The 14,722-nt window shown below is 74.6% G+C and carries 14 protein-coding genes; 10 read left to right on the plus strand and 4 right to left on the minus strand.

Annotation, left to right across the window (positions count from 1 at the left end):
- The first annotated feature begins 51 nt into the window (after positions 1–51).
- The 8 genes from OERS_RS04205 to OERS_RS04240 all read left to right on the plus strand — a co-directional run bounded on the left by OERS_RS04205 (position 52) and on the right by OERS_RS04240 (position 7,985).
- On the plus strand, positions 52–1,728 hold the full coding sequence (locus OERS_RS04205) for a bifunctional ADP-dependent NAD(P)H-hydrate dehydratase/NAD(P)H-hydrate epimerase (protein WP_068624685.1): 1,677 nt from the start codon (positions 52–54) through the stop codon (positions 1,726–1,728).
- Positions 1,729–1,777: 49 nt separating this feature from the next.
- Complete coding sequence (locus OERS_RS04210; RefSeq protein ID WP_231907760.1) at positions 1,778–2,539, plus strand: nucleoside/nucleotide kinase family protein; 762 nt, start codon at positions 1,778–1,780, stop codon at positions 2,537–2,539.
- Positions 2,540–2,646: 107 nt separating this feature from the next.
- On the plus strand, positions 2,647–3,654 hold the full coding sequence (locus OERS_RS04215) for a pseudouridine synthase (RefSeq protein WP_248948338.1): 1,008 nt from the start codon (positions 2,647–2,649) through the stop codon (positions 3,652–3,654).
- Between the two features lie 245 nt (positions 3,655–3,899).
- Positions 3,900–5,195 (plus strand): alanine racemase, encoded by a 1,296-nt coding sequence (alr, locus tag OERS_RS04220; protein ID WP_068624725.1) that lies wholly within the window; start codon positions 3,900–3,902, stop codon positions 5,193–5,195.
- The gene (gene tsaE, locus OERS_RS04225; RefSeq protein WP_082618297.1) at positions 5,192–5,836 is read left to right on the plus strand and encodes a tRNA (adenosine(37)-N6)-threonylcarbamoyltransferase complex ATPase subunit type 1 TsaE; all 645 of its coding nucleotides are present in this window, start codon (positions 5,192–5,194) and stop codon (positions 5,834–5,836) included. Before alr ends, tsaE begins: the two co-directional genes overlap by 4 nt.
- A 9-nt stretch (positions 5,837–5,845) precedes the next feature.
- Positions 5,846–6,580: a tRNA (adenosine(37)-N6)-threonylcarbamoyltransferase complex dimerization subunit type 1 TsaB gene (gene tsaB, locus OERS_RS04230; RefSeq protein ID WP_068624686.1), complete on the plus strand. Its 735-nt coding sequence runs from the start codon at positions 5,846–5,848 to the stop codon at positions 6,578–6,580.
- Entirely contained in the window at positions 6,577–7,131 is a 555-nt protein-coding gene (gene rimI / locus OERS_RS04235; protein ID WP_068624687.1) for a ribosomal protein S18-alanine N-acetyltransferase, read from the plus strand. The genes tsaB and rimI overlap by 4 nt, the downstream gene beginning before the upstream one ends.
- Positions 7,128–7,985, plus strand: coding sequence for a sulfurtransferase (locus OERS_RS04240; RefSeq protein ID WP_083201211.1), 858 nt, complete (start codon positions 7,128–7,130; stop codon positions 7,983–7,985). Before rimI ends, OERS_RS04240 begins: the two co-directional genes overlap by 4 nt.
- A 77-nt stretch (positions 7,986–8,062) precedes the next feature.
- On the opposite strand, the gene OERS_RS04245 is transcribed toward OERS_RS04240, so the two are convergent.
- Complete coding sequence (locus tag OERS_RS04245; RefSeq protein WP_056653860.1) at positions 8,063–8,704, minus strand: malonic semialdehyde reductase; 642 nt, start codon at positions 8,702–8,704, stop codon at positions 8,063–8,065.
- A 117-nt stretch (positions 8,705–8,821) separates the two neighbouring features.
- Here OERS_RS04245 and tsaD point away from each other — a divergent pair, with 117 nt between their 5' ends.
- A complete protein-coding gene (tsaD, locus tag OERS_RS04250; protein WP_056653863.1) occupies positions 8,822–9,892 on the plus strand; it encodes a tRNA (adenosine(37)-N6)-threonylcarbamoyltransferase complex transferase subunit TsaD in 1,071 nt (356 codons plus the stop codon).
- A 45-nt stretch (positions 9,893–9,937) separates the two neighbouring features.
- Here the strand turns inward: tsaD and OERS_RS04255 are convergent, their stop codons facing one another.
- Positions 9,938–10,687, minus strand: coding sequence for a class I SAM-dependent methyltransferase (locus OERS_RS04255; protein ID WP_068624689.1), 750 nt, complete (start codon positions 10,685–10,687; stop codon positions 9,938–9,940).
- 120 nt (positions 10,688–10,807) lie between these two features.
- Here OERS_RS04255 and OERS_RS04260 point away from each other — a divergent pair, with 120 nt between their 5' ends.
- A complete protein-coding gene (locus tag OERS_RS04260; RefSeq protein ID WP_068624691.1) occupies positions 10,808–12,043 on the plus strand; it encodes a hypothetical protein in 1,236 nt (411 codons plus the stop codon).
- Positions 12,044–12,086: 43 nt separating this feature from the next.
- Here the strand turns inward: OERS_RS04260 and OERS_RS04265 are convergent, their stop codons facing one another.
- Together OERS_RS04265 and OERS_RS04270 are read right to left on the minus strand one after the other, a co-directional pair.
- Positions 12,087–13,223: a glutamate--cysteine ligase gene (locus OERS_RS04265; RefSeq protein WP_056653873.1), complete on the minus strand. Its 1,137-nt coding sequence runs from the start codon at positions 13,221–13,223 to the stop codon at positions 12,087–12,089.
- Between the two features lie 3 nt (positions 13,224–13,226).
- Positions 13,227–14,525, minus strand: coding sequence for a class I SAM-dependent methyltransferase (locus tag OERS_RS04270; protein ID WP_068624693.1), 1,299 nt, complete (start codon positions 14,523–14,525; stop codon positions 13,227–13,229).
- Positions 14,526–14,722 lie beyond the last annotated feature (197 nt).

Below are 14,722 nucleotides of genomic sequence, written 5' to 3' on the forward strand. Positions count from 1 at the left end.
CGCGCGCAGCCCGGCCCGGCGGGCCGCGCCCGCGCGCGGCATCATGGCCCCATGATCGAAGCGTTCACCGCCGCCCAGGTCCGTGCCGCCGAGGAGCCGCTGCTCGCCCGGGGCGTCCCGCTCATGGAGCGCGCGGCGTTCGCGCTCGCGACGGTCGTCGCGGGCGACCTGCGGCGTACGGCCGCGCATGGGCGGTCCGCGCGAGCTCGGGGTGCGGGGCCCGACGGCGGTGCGCGCCCCGGGCGCGTGACCGGCACGCGCGTGGTGCTCCTCGTGGGTTCGGGCAACAACGGGGGCGATGCCTTGTTCGCGGGGGCGTACCTGTCCCGGCGCGGGGTCGCGGTCGAGGCGGTCTGCACGAGCGGGCACCCTCATGCCGCAGGTCTGAGGGCGCTGCGCCGCGCGGGTGGACGGGTCCTCGACCTGACCGTCCCGACCGGGCCCGCACGGTGGGGGGACGTCGTCGAGGGCATCCTCTCGGCCGAGGTGGTCGTCGACGGGCTGGTCGGGATCGGGGCGTCGGGGGCGCTGCGGGGGCTGGCAGGGGAGCTGGTCGAGTCGCTCGCGGAGGGGAGGTCGGGGCGTGCCGCTCGCGCCGTCCACGTCCCCTGGGTCGTCGCGGTCGACACGCCCAGCGGGATCGGGGTAGACGACGGCTCGGTCCCCGGGCCGGTCCTGCGTGCCGACCGGACGGTCACGTTCGGCGCACCCAAGCCCGGGCTGCTGCTGCCGCCGGCGACGCACCTCGCGGGGCTCGTCACGCCCGTCGACGTGGGCCTCGACGAGCTGGGGACTCCCCCGGTCAGGCGCCTCGAACCCGCCGACGTCGCGCGCCTGTGGCCCGTGCCCGGGGTGAGCGACCAGAAGTACACGCGCGGGGTCCTGGGAGTCGTCGCGGGCACACCGACGTTCCCGGGGGCTGCGGTCCTCGCGGTCACGGCGGCCGTGCGCGCGGGCGCCGGCATGGTGCGCTACCGCGGGCCCGACGACGTCGCGCGCGTCGTCGTCTCGGCTCGCCCCGAGGCGGTGCCCGCCGAGGGCAGGGTCCAGGCGTGGGCGCTCGGGTCAGGGGTACCGGCCGCGGGGGAGCGGTCCGGGCTGCGCGATGGCGCGAGCGAGCGGGACACGGGCTCCGGAGCGGACGCCGGCCAGCACGAGCGCATCCGGTACGCGCTCGCGGTGGCGTGCGGCGAGCTGGCGCAGGACGCCTGGGACGCCTCGGCCGGCCCGCGTCCGGCGTGCGTCGTGGACGCCGGTGCGCTGTCGCTGCTGCCCGCGACCTGCCCGCCGTCGGTCGTGCTGACGCCGCACGCGGGCGAGCTCGCGACGCTCCTGCGCGCGCGCGGCGCGGACGTCGACCGGGACGGCGTCGAGGCCGAGCCGCTGCGCTGGGCGCGCACCGCGCACGAGCTCACGGGCGCGACCGTGCTGCTCAAGGGGTCGGCGACCGTGGTGGTCGGGCCCGAGGGCGCGTGGTCCCAGGCCGACGGACCTGCCTGGCTCGCGACCGCGGGCTCCGGAGACGTGCTCACAGGCCTCCTGGGCGCTCTTCTGGCCGCGTACGGCGAGCGCGTGGTCCGAGAGCCCGGGCTGGCGGCAGAGCTCGCTGCCGCGGCTGCTACGGTCCACGGGGCGGCCGCTGTGCGGGCCAACCCAGGCGGACCCGTCGCAGCCATGGACGTAGCGGAGGCGGTCCCCGGGGTGGTGGCCGAGCTGCTCCGAGGGTGACGCACCGCCACGCCGACGGTGACGAGAGACGAGGTCGAAGGTGACGCACGTGCAGGTCGAGAGTGACCCGGCGCTGATCGAGGGCGACGTCGCGACGGCGCTCGCGGACCGGTGCGCAGCTCTCGTCGCGCGCGCCCGGCGCGCAGAGCCCGACGGACGTGTCCGGGTGCTCGTCGGGATCGTCGGCGCACCCGGAGCGGGGAAGTCGACGCTCGCCGGCGACGTCCTCGCCGCGCTCACGCAGCGCGCCGCACCCGCCGCCAGCGCCGGGGCCCGGCCGACCCCGTCCACCCAGGGCGTCCGAGCGCCCGGGGTGAGCGCCGTCGTCGTGCCCATGGACGGCTTCCACCTCGCCGACGCCGAGCTCGCCCGCCTGGGCCGCCGGGACCGCAAGGGTGCCCCCGACACGTTCGACGCCCACGGGTACGTCGCGCTCCTCGAACGGCTCCGGTCGCCCCGCGACGGCGTCACGGTCTACGCGCCCGCGTTCGACCGCGAGATCGAGGAGCCCGTCGCGGGGTCGATCCCCGTCGGACCCGACGTCGAGCTCGTGCTGACGGAGGGCAACTACCTGCTGCTCGGTGGTGACCAGGACCGCGGGCGCTGGACCCCGGTGCGAGCGATCCTCGACGAGACCTGGTTCCTCGAGGTCCCCGAGCACGTCCGCGTCGAGCGCCTCGTGGCGCGGCACGAGCGGCACGGCAAGCCGCCTGCCGCGGCGCGCGCCTGGGCGCTCGGGCCTGACGAGACCAACGCCCGACTGGTCGCCTCGACGCGGGACCGGGCCGACGTCGTCGTCCACCCCTCGTGACGGTCCACCACGCTGGGTGCGGAGCCCTCGCGCGACACGCCCGGTGTGTCGCACAAGAGCTCCGCACCCAGCAGGACCGCCCAGGGCGAGCGACTACCGTGGTGGCCGTGCCGACCCCCACGACCCCTCAGGTCCCGCCGCGCCGTCGGCGCATCCCGTTCCAGCCGCTCCCCGTGCGCGACGGCCTCAACGCGACCCGCGTCGTGCTGCCCCCCAACGGCGACGGCAGCGACGGCTCGCCCCGGTGGGACACCGTCCTGGACCACCTCGTCCACCGGTTTCCCGACGACGAGCGGCGTCTGCGGGAGAAGGTCGCCGCGGGAGAGGTCGTCGACCACCTGGGCCGACCGGTCGCGCCCGACACGGCCTTCGCACAGCACGCGCGCGTGTTCCTGTACCGGGACCCGCCCGTGGAGACGCGCGTCCCGTTCGAGATCGAGATCCTGTACCGCGACGACGACCTGGTCGTGGTCGACAAGCCGCACTTCCTCGCGAGCATCCCGCGTGGCGCCTTCATCGCGGAGTCCGCGCTCGTCCGGCTGCGCAGGGACCTCGACCTGCCCGAGCTCTCGCCCGCGCACCGGCTCGACCGCGTGACGGCCGGGGTGCTCGTGCTGACCGTCCGGCCCGAGGTCCGCGGCCCGTACCAGACGCTGTTCGCCGAGCGGCGCGTGACCAAGGTGTACGAGGCCGTCGCGGGCGTCGACCCTGCGCTCGACCTGCCGCGCGTCGTACGCAGCCGCATCTACAAGGAGCGCGGCGTCATGCGCGCGTCCGAGGTGCCGGGCGAGCCGAACTCCGAGAGCCTCGTGGAGCTCGTGGACACCCGCGAGGATCCGTCCGGGACGGGCGACGGAGGCGACGGGTCCCGCGGTCGCCTGGGCCTCTACCGTCTCACCCCGCACACGGGCAAGACCCACCAGCTCCGGCTGCACATGAACTCGCTGGGCCTGCCGATCCTGCACGACAACTTCTACCCGACGTTCTACGACGTGCGCCCTGACGACTTCAGCCGGCCGCTCCAGCTCGTCTCACGCTCGATCGAGTTCGTCGACCCGCTCAGCGGGAGACCCCGGCGGTTCGAGACGACGCGGCCCCTGCAGGAGTGGGCGTAGGCCTGGTCCTCAGCAGGCGGCCCTGTCGTCCCCGGCGGGCGGGTCCGTCGCCCTCGGCGGGCGGTGAGGGCGTCCCCGGCGGGCGGGCCCGTCGCCCTCGGCCCACCCATCGGTCACCGCCGGTGAGAGAATCGGTGACCGTGAGCCCCTTCAGCGATCCCCCGCACGGTTCCACCGGCGACACCACCCCCACGCCGTCGGCCACCGGCCCCGTCCCGCCCGCCGACTACTACCCGGCGCGCGCCGTGATCGACCTGGGCGCGATCCGCTCCAACGTCGAGTCGCTCGCGCGGCACGCCGGCACGGCCCAGGTCATGGCGGTCGTCAAGGCCGACGCGTACGGCCACGGCCTGCTGCCCAGCGCCCGCGCGGCGCTCGCGGGCGGGGCCACGTGGCTCGGCACGGCGCAGATCTCGGAGGCGCTCTCGCTGCGCGCCGCGGGCATCGGCCCCGACCAGGCGCGGGTCCTGACCTGGCTCTACGCGCCGGGCGCGCCGCTGAGGGCGCTCGTGGAGGCCGAGATCGACGTCTCGGTCGCCGCACCGTGGGCCCTCGACGAGGTCGCCGCGGCGGCTCGCGCGGCCGGACGCCCCGCCCGCGTGCACCTGAAGATCGACACGGGGCTCGGGCGCAACGGGATCGTTCCCGAGCAGCTCCCGGCCGTGCTCGACGCCGCGCTGCGCGCCGAGTCCGAGGGCGTGCTGCGCGTCGTCGGGATCTGGTCGCACTTCGCCTTCGCGGACGAGCCCGAGCACCCGACCGTCCTGCACCAGGCCGACGTGTTCGACGCCGCGGTGCGCACGACCGAGGCCGCGGGTGCGCAGCTCGAGGTCCGGCACCTCGCGAACTCCGCGGCGACGCTCACCAACCCGCGCGTGCACTACGACCTGGTGCGCCCGGGCCTCGCGGTCTACGGCCTCTCGCCGGTCCCGAGCCTCGGCACGCCCGACGACTACGGGCTGGTCCCGGCCATGACGCTCGAGGCACGGCTCGCGACCGTCAAGCAGGTCGCGGGAGGCCAGGGCGTCTCCTACGCGCACGCCTACACGACGCCCCGGGCGACGAACCTCGGCGTGGTCCCGCTCGGCTACGCCGACGGCATCCCGCGGCACGCCTCGGGCGCCCTGCCCGAGCGGCCCGGTGGCCCCGTGCTGGTTGGTGGGCCGATCGACGAGGCCGGCGGCGTGGACGGCACGGGACGCGTCCTGCACGTGGCCGGCCGCGTCTGCATGGACCAGTTCGTGCTGGACCTGGGCCCCTACGCGTCCGAGCAGGCGGGCGACGTCGTGACGCTGTTCGGGCCCGGCGCGGGCCTGGCCCGCGGGGGAGCCCCGACCGCCGAGGACTGGGCGCTGGCCGCCGGGACCATCAGCTACGAGATCACGACGCGCCTGGGTGCGCGGGTTCCGCGCGTGTACGTCGACGGCGCGGACGAGGGCCCGACGACGGCGCTCGCCTCGGGCGCGTCGGCGACACCGGCGGAGCCCGCCCCCACCGCCTCGCACACCCCCCTTCACCACGACCAGGAGTGGCTGTCATGACCGACCTGACCATCGACCTGCCCGACGCCGACGCGACGCGCGCGTTCGGGCTCGCGCTGGCCCGTGAGCTGCGCGCGGGCGACCTCGTGATGCTCACGGGCGACCTGGGCGCGGGCAAGACGACCCTGACCCAGGGGATCGGCACGGGCCTGGGGGTCCGGGGGCAGGTGGCGTCGCCCACGTTCATCATCGCGCGCGTCCACCCGCCGCTCGCGGACGGGCCGTACCTGGTCCACGTCGACGCCTACCGGCTCGGCTCGCTCGACGAGGTCGAGGCGCTGGACCTCGACGCGAGCCTCGACGAGTCGGTCACGGTCGTCGAGTGGGGCCAGGACCTCGTGGAGTCCCTCGCCGAGGACCGCCTGGAGATCACGATCGAGCGCCCGCGCGGCGGGCTGGGCGTGTCCGTCGCGGGGGGCGAGCCCGACGACGGGCTCGACGCGCCCGAGGCCGGTGTCCGGCACGTGACGGTGCGGGCCGTGGGGGACCGGTGGGCCGACTTCGAGCGGGCCGCGGCCGCATTGCGCGCGGCCGTCGTCGAGGCAGTCGAGGCGTCGGGGGATCCGGACACCCCGTTGGGCACGAGCACGGGCCGACCGGACGCGCAGGCGCTGGCCGCCGACCCGTCCGCGGAAAAGTAGGCTGGGACCGTGGCAGTCCTCGCGCTCGATACGTCAGCCGCCGTCGCGGTCGCCCTCGTCGGGGAAGGCGGTGAACGGCTCGCCGTGCGCTCTGCGGACGAGAGACGTCGGCACGCCGAGACCCTGGCCCCCCTCGTCAGCGAGGTGCTCGCCGAGGCCGGCGTGGACCGGACCGCGCTGACCGCGGTCGTCGCGGGCACCGGTCCGGCTCCGTTCACGGGCCTGCGCGTCGGGCTCGTCACGGCCCGCACGCTCGCGCTCTCGCTCGGGATCCCGGCCCTCGGGGTCTCGGGGCTCGACGCGATCGCGGCGCAGGCCGTGAGCGACCTGGGCCTGACGCCGGGCGACGAGGTCCTCGCGACCGCCGACGCCCGCCGTCGGGAGGTCTACTGGGCGCGCTACCGCGTCGTGGCGCACGAGGGTCCGCACGCGACCCCGGTCGTCGAGCTCGTCGCCGGGCCCGACGTCGGTCCGGCCTCGGGGCTGGCCGACCAGGCCGCGGGCGCCGTCGTCGTGGGCGAAGGGGCTGCGCTGTACCCCGAGCACCTGCCGCTCGCCGAGGACGCGCCCCTCGTACCCGACGCGACGGTCCTCGCGCGGCTCGCGATCGCCCGCCGCGACGCGGGTTTCGAGCAGCCCACCGAGCCGCTGTACCTGCGCCGTCCCGACGTCCAGGAGCCGGCCGCACGCAAGCGGGCGAGCGACGCACCGCCCGCGGCGACCCCGAAGGGGGCCGGGGCGTGAGCGCGCACTACGAGGTCAAGCTCCGGCCGCTGCGGGCTGCGGACCTCCCACGCGTCGTGCGCCTCGAGCAGGAGCTATTCGGGTCGAGCGCCTGGACCTACGGCATGCTCGCCGAGGAGCTCGGGGCGCTGGGCCGGTGGTACGTCGCGGCCGAGCCCGTCCGCCTCTACGCGGCAGGTCCCCAGGAGCTCATCGGCTACGCGGGGCTGTGGTTCGACGGCGACGTCACGCAGATCATGACGATCGGCGTGGACCCGCAGTACCAGCACCTCGGCATCGGGTCGGTGCTGCTGACCGCGCTGATCGACCGTTCGCGCCAGATCGGCGCGAGCGCGGTGCTGCTCGAGGTCCGCGTCGACAACGACGCCGCGCTGGCCATGTACGGCAAGTTCGGGTTCGAGCAGCTCGGCATCCGCAAGCGGTACTACCAGCCCGAGGACGTCGACGCGTACACCATGCGCCTCGAGCTGACCGACGACTCGGCGACGGACGACGCGCCCGCAGCCGAGATCCGTGACGCAGCGGTACCCGACGAGCCGGGCGTCGCGTGAGCGCACGCGACGCGGTGCTCGTCCCGGCGCGGGCGCTGCACGACGAGGTGGCGGCGGGCACGGGCGACCTGGTCCTGCTCGACGTCCGCTGGGCGCTCGGTGTCACGGACGGCCACGAGCAGTACCTCGCAGGGCACCTGCCCGGCGCGGTGTTCGTGGACCTCGAGACCGAGCTGGCCGCTCCGCCGTCGCCCGAGCGGGGGCGGCACCCGCTCCCGGACCTCGCCGACCTCGAGGCGGCAGCACGCCGCTGGGGCGTGCGCGCGGGCTCCCGGGTCGTCGCGTACGACGTGGTGGGCGCCACGTCGGCCGCCCGCGTCTGGTGGCTCCTGCGGTGGGCGGGTCTCGCCGACGTCCGCCTCCTCGACGGCGGCCTCGGTGCGTGGACCGGCGCGGGCTTCGCGCTCGAGCAGGGCGAGGTCGTCCCCGTCCCGGGGGACGTCGTCCTGTCGGAGGGCGAGCTCCTCACGCTCACGCCCGACGACGCAGCGCACCTGGCGTCGTCGGGCGCGGGACTGCTCCTGGACGCCCGCGCGGGCGAGCGCTTCCGGGGCGAGGTCGAGCCCGTGGACCCGCGTGCGGGGCACGTGCCGGGAGCCGTGAGCGCCCCGACCGTCCAGAACCTGGGGCCCGACGGCCGGTTCCTCGGCGAGGACGCGCTGCGCGAGCGCTTCGAGGCGCTCGGGGTGCGCGCCGACGGTGAGCAGCACGTCGGTGTCTACTGCGGGTCCGGGGTCACGGCCGCGCACGAGGTCGCGGCCCTCGCCACGCTGGGGGTCGACGCCGCGCTCTACGCGGGCTCGTGGTCCCAGTGGTCCAACGACGAGACCCGCCCGGTGGCCACGGGGGCCTGACCGGACGGGTCTCGGGTCGTGCTCGGCACCGCGACGCGCGGGGCGTCGGAGCACGGGTCACGCGGTGCCGCGGTACCTCAGAGGGTCTGCGACGCCTGCTCGAACGTGAGGCGCGTCTGGCGCGGGTAGGTCGCGCCCTCGCCGGCCGGGGTGCCGACGTTGATGACGACGAGCGACTTCCAGCCGTTCTCGCCGAAGAACTCGGCGTCGATGCCGGCCGCGTCGAACCCGCCCATGGGACCGACGTGCAGACCGGCAGCGCGCAGGCCCACGATGAAGTAGCCGACCTGGATCAGCGCGGACGTGCGCGACATCCCGGCGCGCGTCTCCTCACCGGCGGCCTCGAAGTTCTCCTTGGCGCCCTCCATGTGCGGGGCGAGGACCGGGAGGAACTCGTGGAAGTTCGTGTCGGCCGCTGCGACGATCGTGAGCGGCGCGGCGAGGGTCTTGGCCTTGTTGCCGTCCGCCATGTGCTCGACCAGGCGCGCACGGGCCTCGGGGTCACGAACCACGAGGAGGCGCAGCGGCACGGTGTTCATGGCGGTCGGTCCCCAGCGGACCAGGTCGTAGGCGGCCTGGATCTTCTCGTCCGGCACGGCCTCGTCCTCGAACGCGTGGACGGTGCGGGCCTCGCGGAACAGCAGGTCGGCGGTCGAGGCGTCGATCTCGAGCAGGTCGTCGAAGGCGGCGTCGATGGGGGTGAAGGTCTCTGTGCTCATGCCTCGGTCAACAGTTGAAGGATCAATCACTCTTCCCGATCCGGGCCGTGACGTGCGACACAGCGCAGGGGGCTCCCGTCGCACGACGACCCCTGCGGCACGACTACGCTGGGAACCATGGTTTCTGGCGGTACCTCTGACAGCCTCGGCGCCCCCCTCGTCCTCGGCATCGAGTCCTCCTGCGACGAGACGGGGGTCGCGCTCGTGCGCGGCCGCGAGCTCCTCGTGGACGCGGTCGCGAGCTCGATGGACGAGCACGCCCGCTACGGCGGCATCATCCCCGAGGTCGCCTCGCGCGCCCACCTCGAGGCGATGATCCCCACGATCCAGCGCGCGCTGGGCGAGGCGGACGTCGACCTCTCGCAGATCGACGCGATCGCCGTCACGGCGGGTCCCGGGCTCGTGGGCCCGCTCACGATCGGCGCCTCGGCCGCCAAGGCGCTGTCGATCGGCCTGAACAAGCCCCTGTACGGCGTGAACCACGTGATCGGCCACGCCGCGGTCGACGAGCTGGTCCACGGCGAGTTCCCCGAGCGCGTCATGGCGCTCGTGGTCTCGGGCGGGCACTCGTCGCTGCTGCTCGTGGACGACATCGCGACCGACGTGACCGAGCTCGGCTCGACGCTCGACGACGCCGCGGGCGAGGCCTTCGACAAGGTCGGTCGCCTCCTGGGCCTGCCCTACCCCGGCGGGCCCCACGTCGACCGCCTCGCGCGCGAGGGCGACCCGACCGCGATCCGCTTCCCGCGCGGGCTCACCGCGCGCAAGGACCAGGAGAAGCACGCGTACGACTTCTCGTTCTCGGGCCTCAAGACCGCGGTCGCCCGCTGGGTCGAGGCACGCGTCGACAGCGGGCTCGAGGTGCCCCTGAACGACGTCGCGGCCTCGTTCGCCGAGGCCGTCGCGGACGTCCTCACGGCCAAGACCATCGCGGCCTGCCAGCGGCACGGCGTCGAGACGCTCGTGGTCGGGGGCGGGTTCAGCGCCAACTCGCAGCTGCGCGACATGGCCGCGAAGCGCTGCGCCGAGGCCGGCATCGACCTGCGCATCCCGCCCATCCGCTACTGCACCGACAACGGCGCCATGATCGCCGCGCTCGGCTCGGCCGTGGTGCGGGCGGGCGTCGCGCCGTCGGGCCTCGACATCCCTGTCGACTCCTCCATGCCCCTGACGACCGTCACGGTCTGATCTGCCCCGACGACCGTCACGGGACGAGCCGTGCGGGACGCCGCGTCAGCGGGCGGCGCGCAGCACGAACGTGACGTCGCTCGCGTCGTGGGCGGCCGGGTGGCCGTCGTCGTCCTGGACGTCGACGACCTCGAGCCCTGCTGCCCGGGCCAGCTCCCGGAAGCCGTCGCGGGAGTACCAGTGGATGGTCCACACGCGCTCGTCGACCGTGCTCAGCCCGTCCAGGACCCGCTCGTAGCGCAGCGTGCTGCGCTGGACCCGGGTCTTCTCGTCGCGCTCCTCGGCAGTGACCCCGACGCGCAGGACCGCACCGTCGTCGCGCGTCGTCCCGCGGGCCAGGCCGAGCTGCTCGGTCGGCGTCGGCGACGGGACGAAGAGCGGGACGAGCGCGGTGCCGTCGGGGGTCAGGTGGGTCCGGATGCGGCGCAGCGCGGCGAGGGCGGTGTCGTCGTCCGGCAGCAGGTTGAACGTGGGTCCCGCGAGGAAGATCGAGCGGAAGCTCCGGTCGAGGTCGAGCTCCTCCATGCGCTGGTGGTGCACCACGACGTCGATCCCCTCCCGTGCCGCGAGCTCGCGGCACCGGGCGAGCATGTCGGCCGACGAGTCCACGCCCTCGACGTCGAGGGCGAGCGCGCGCAGCGCGAGGAGCGGGTCCCCGTCCCCGCACCCGAGCTCGAGGGCCGGCTCGCCCGAGTCCAGGACGAAGCGCGCGTAGCGCTCGGGGTCCTCATGACCCGACTTCAGGGGCGAGTAGAGCTCGACGACGAGTCCGGTGTAGAAGTCCGCGGGATCCATGCGCCCATGCTCTCAGCCACCGCCACCGAATCGTTCGGACCCCCGGGCGGGGCGCGCGGGTGGACTTGATACCGTGCCACCTGGCCGACGCGACCGCCGCGGGGGCAGTACGGAGAGCTCATGGACCCCGCCCGACCCGGCCCGGCAGGACCGGCGTACCCGGGCCCGCCGTCGGGGTCGGTGCCCGCGCCGCCCGGCAGCGCCGCCGCCGCGTGGCAGAGCGCGCAGGCGTGGCACGCGTACGCACGCACCCAGGCCGGGCCGGCCCAGCAGCACGCCCTGGCAGCGTCGGCGCACTGGTTCGCGGTGCACCGCACGCTCGCCGCCCAGGAGTCCGCGCGAGCCGGCTGGGCAGCGCACCCGACGCCCCCTGCGGTGGCACCGACCGGGCTGGCACCTGCACCGGGGCCGTCGTCGGCCGCCGGCCCGGCCTGGGGCACAGCCGGTCACCACGGGCCCCCGGCCCCTGCTGCACCCCCGGGATACCCTGCCCCCGGCGCGCCGCAGCCCCCGCGCCGCCGAGGGCCCGCGCTCGTCGGAACCTTCGTCGCGATCGTCGGCGTCCTGGTGCTGATCGGCATGGTCCTCGGCGTGGTGCGGTCCGCGCAGCAGGGCCTCGCCGAGGTGTTCGACAACCCCGCGCCGACCGTCCCGGCGATCGACGGCTGGGTCGCGCCCGAGCCGGTCCCGGAGCCCGCCACGGACCAGGTCCCCGCGACGGGCGACGTCGACCCGGCTCCGGGCGACCTCACCGCGGACGGGACGGACCTCCCACCCGGCGCGGGCATGGAGGAACGATGGAAGCAGGGCGAGTACGCGCTGCCCGTGCCGGACGACCTGCTCACGGCTTCCCCCGGTACCCCCTTCGCGCCCGGTCAGCCCGACCCGACGCGATGGCTCGTCGACCTCAACGCGGCCAACGAGGGCCTGCGTGTGGTGTTCACCGACGACAGCACGTACAACTGCGGCATGGACTGGATCGTCGAGCGCGACATGCGCGAGTCGGGCGTCGCGGGGTGCTACGACCCCGACTACCCGACGACCCTGTTCATGTACTGGGGACCCGAGGCGAGCGCCGCGGCGAAGGAGTTCGTGCTCGCGCACGAGCTCTCGCACCTCATGCAGTGGTGGCACCGGTTCGACGTCGTCCAGTCCGCGGGCGACGCAGGACTGCGGGACGACGAGGACTGGAAGACGGTCGTCGAGTCGGACGCGACCTGCCGCGTCCTGTCCTGGGGCGGCTACTCGCAGGAGGTCGCGGACAGCTCGTCGTCGCCGTGCACGGCCCCCGACTGGTCCGAGGACTGGCTCGCCGAGCAGGCTGCGGCACGCGGGGTCACGATCACGGACTACTGACCGGGCGCACCCGAGGTGCGCTCCGGCGTCGGGCACGTCGCGGCTACAGCGGGCGACCCGCCCGCATCTCCGCGACGAGCGCGCGCACCACGGCGTCCAGCTCGCCGCCGTTGCGCCGCGCCACGGCCCGCTGCCGCTGGTACGACGCGCCACGGCGCAGGATCACGCGGACGTCGTCGAGCTCCTGGAGACAGCCGAGCCGGGCTGCGACGGGCTCGAGCTCGACGAGCAGCTTGGCCACGGCCTCGGTCACGAGCTCCTCGTTGCCCGCCCGGTCGAGGATGATGATCGCGTCCATCCCGTACCGGGCCGAGCGCCACTTGTTCTCCTGGGCGAACCAGGCCGGGATGGTCGGGAGCTCCTTGCCCTGGTCGAGCAGCGTCGAGAGGTGCTCGACCAGGCAGTGGTTGAGCGCCGCGAGCGCGAGGACCTCGGTGAGGTTGGTCGCGCCGTCGCAGATGCGGGTCTCGAGCGTCCCGAACCGCGGCGACGGGCGCAGGTCCCAGCGGACCTCGTCGAACTGGTCGATCACGCCCGTGTGGATCATGTCCCCGACGTAGCCCTCGAGCTGCTCCCAGGTCTCGAACTGGAAGCCCAGGCCGGCCGTCGGCAGCTGCTGGAACATGAGCGCGCGGTTCGACGCGTAGCCCGTGTCCTTGCCGCCCCAGAACGGCGACGAGGCCGAGAGCGACTGCAGGTGCGCGAAGTACCCGAGCATGGCTCGCGAGATGGGCAGCACCTTGCTGCGGTCCTCGATCCCGACGTGCACGTGCACGCCGTAGATGAGCATCTGGCGGCCCCACCACTGGGTGCGGTCGATGAGCGTCGCGTAGCGCTGCTTGTCGGTGACCTTCTGCTGGGCCCAGCGCGCGAACGGGTGCGTGCCCGCGCTCATGAGCTCGACGCGCAGCGGGTCGGTCAGGACGCGGATCTCCTCGATCGCGGCCTCGAGGTCGCGGCCGGCGTCGCCGACCGTGCGGCACACCCCGCTCACGACCTCGACCGTGTTGAGCAGCAGCTCCTGGCGGATGTGCGGGTGCTGCGAGCCGTCGGTGGGCTCGACGGCGTCGAGCACGGTCTGGGCGACCTGGCGCAGGTCGCCCGAGTCCTTGTCGACGAGCGCGAGCTCCCACTCGATGCCGACGGACGAACGCTCGGACCGGGCGAAGGGAAGGTGCACCGATCAGCCCCTTTCAGGAGGCGTGGGGGAGTCGAGGATGTTCGTGCCGTCGGGCCGGATCAACGGTTCGACGACCAGGACCTGCTGCGAGCCGGCGATCCGGGTGAGGACGACGGTCGCCTCCGCGGTGCCGCGGAGGTCGAGCTGCTTGCGGAGCTGTTCGGGCACGACGGCCGTGCCCCGTTTCTTGATGGTCAGGCGTCCCACGCCACGCTCGCGCAGGTAGGCCTTGAGCTTCTTGAGGCTGAAGGGCATGACGTCCAGGACGCGGTACCCGGTCGCGAGATCGGCACTGTCGGCGCTGCCGACCGCCGCGCGCGGCGCGGGGGAGTCCGTGGTCACGTAGGCGATGGTCCGGTCGAGCAGGCGCCCGCCCAGCTCCGCTGCGGCCTGGGCGACGAGCCCGGCGCGGATGATCGCGCCGTCGGGCTCGTACAGGTAGTGCCCGACGGCGCCCACGTCGGGGACGAGCTCGTCGTCGCCCTGGGAGTGGCGCAGGGTGCGCGACGTGGTGCGGCGCGTGCCGTCGTCGTCCGTGACGGTCCGCAGGACCAGCGCGGTGCGCCCGGGCCCCTCGGGGGCGAGCGGGCCGAACCACAGCGCGGCCTCGACCACGTCGCCGTCGACCGAGACCCACTGGGTCTCGGCGTCGGTCGGCAGACCCGCGTGCGGGATGCCGGGGCCGACCTTGATGCCGACCGCGGGCACGACCGAGCGCAGGGCCCAGACGTCGTCGAGCGGGGGAGCGTACGAGCGCGGGTCGAAGATCCGGGTGCCCGAGCGGGTGCGGCGCGCGGGGTCGGCGAACACGCCGTCGACGCCCTCGGCGGCCAGGTCGATGCTCAGGCCGTCCGCGTGACGGACCTCCGCCTCGGGGAAGTGGCGCAGGTTGACGGTGGCGATCGACGCGGTGACCTCGTCGATGTCCGTCGCGAGCACGCGCAGACCGGTCCCGGCGAACGTCATGGAGTCGGCACCGATGCCGCACGTCAGGTCGGCGACCTTGGTCACCCCGGCCGCGTGGTACCGCTGCGCGTGGCGCGCGGCGACCACGAGCCGCGTGGCCTGCTCGAGGCCGTCCTGGGTGAAGAGCATGCCGTCCGCGAACGTGTCGAACTTCAGGTGCGCCTTGGCGCGCAGGCGCGACTGGGTGAGGGCCGCCGCGGCGAGCTCCGGGTCGACCCCCTTGGCCCGCAGGCCGGTCGCGAGCACCATGGCCTGTCGCTCGTCGTACGGGGGGAGCGCGTTGAGGAGCGCCCACCCGGTGGGGCTGAGCAGCTTGGTCAGTGCCGACGCGTCCATGCGTCGATCTTTCCACGCCCGGCACGCGTTGGCACTCGCCTTGACCGAGTGCTAATGCGGACCTAGATTGTGCGTAGGACGTTCAGGCCCTCGGGCGTGGACGAACACCAGAGCGACACCCGCCGGTCCGGCACCCGCGACGACGGACGGCAGGCAGCGCTCGACACTCATCCGTTGCAGTTCTCATAGCGAAAGGG

It is taken from the genome of Oerskovia enterophila, from assembly GCF_001692445.1.
Taxonomy (GTDB): domain Bacteria; phylum Actinomycetota; class Actinomycetes; order Actinomycetales; family Cellulomonadaceae; genus Oerskovia; species Oerskovia enterophila.

Bases quoted from the DNA above. Each gene is read 5' to 3' on its own strand.
- OERS_RS04205 (WP_068624685.1), top strand. From the start codon at position 52: ATGATCGAAGCGTTCACCGCCGCCCAGGTCCGTGCCGCCGAGGAGCCG.
- tsaE (WP_082618297.1), top strand. From the start codon at position 5,192: ATGACCGACCTGACCATCGACCTGCCCGACGCCGACGCGACGCGCGCG.
- OERS_RS04245 (WP_056653860.1), bottom strand. From the start codon at position 8,704: ATGAGCACAGAGACCTTCACCCCCATCGACGCCGCCTTCGACGACCTG.
- tsaD (WP_056653863.1), top strand. From the start codon at position 8,822: ATGGTTTCTGGCGGTACCTCTGACAGCCTCGGCGCCCCCCTCGTCCTC.
- OERS_RS04255 (WP_068624689.1), bottom strand. From the start codon at position 10,687: ATGGATCCCGCGGACTTCTACACCGGACTCGTCGTCGAGCTCTACTCG.
- OERS_RS04260 (WP_068624691.1), top strand. From the start codon at position 10,808: ATGGACCCCGCCCGACCCGGCCCGGCAGGACCGGCGTACCCGGGCCCG.
- OERS_RS04270 (WP_068624693.1), bottom strand. From the start codon at position 14,525: ATGGACGCGTCGGCACTGACCAAGCTGCTCAGCCCCACCGGGTGGGCG.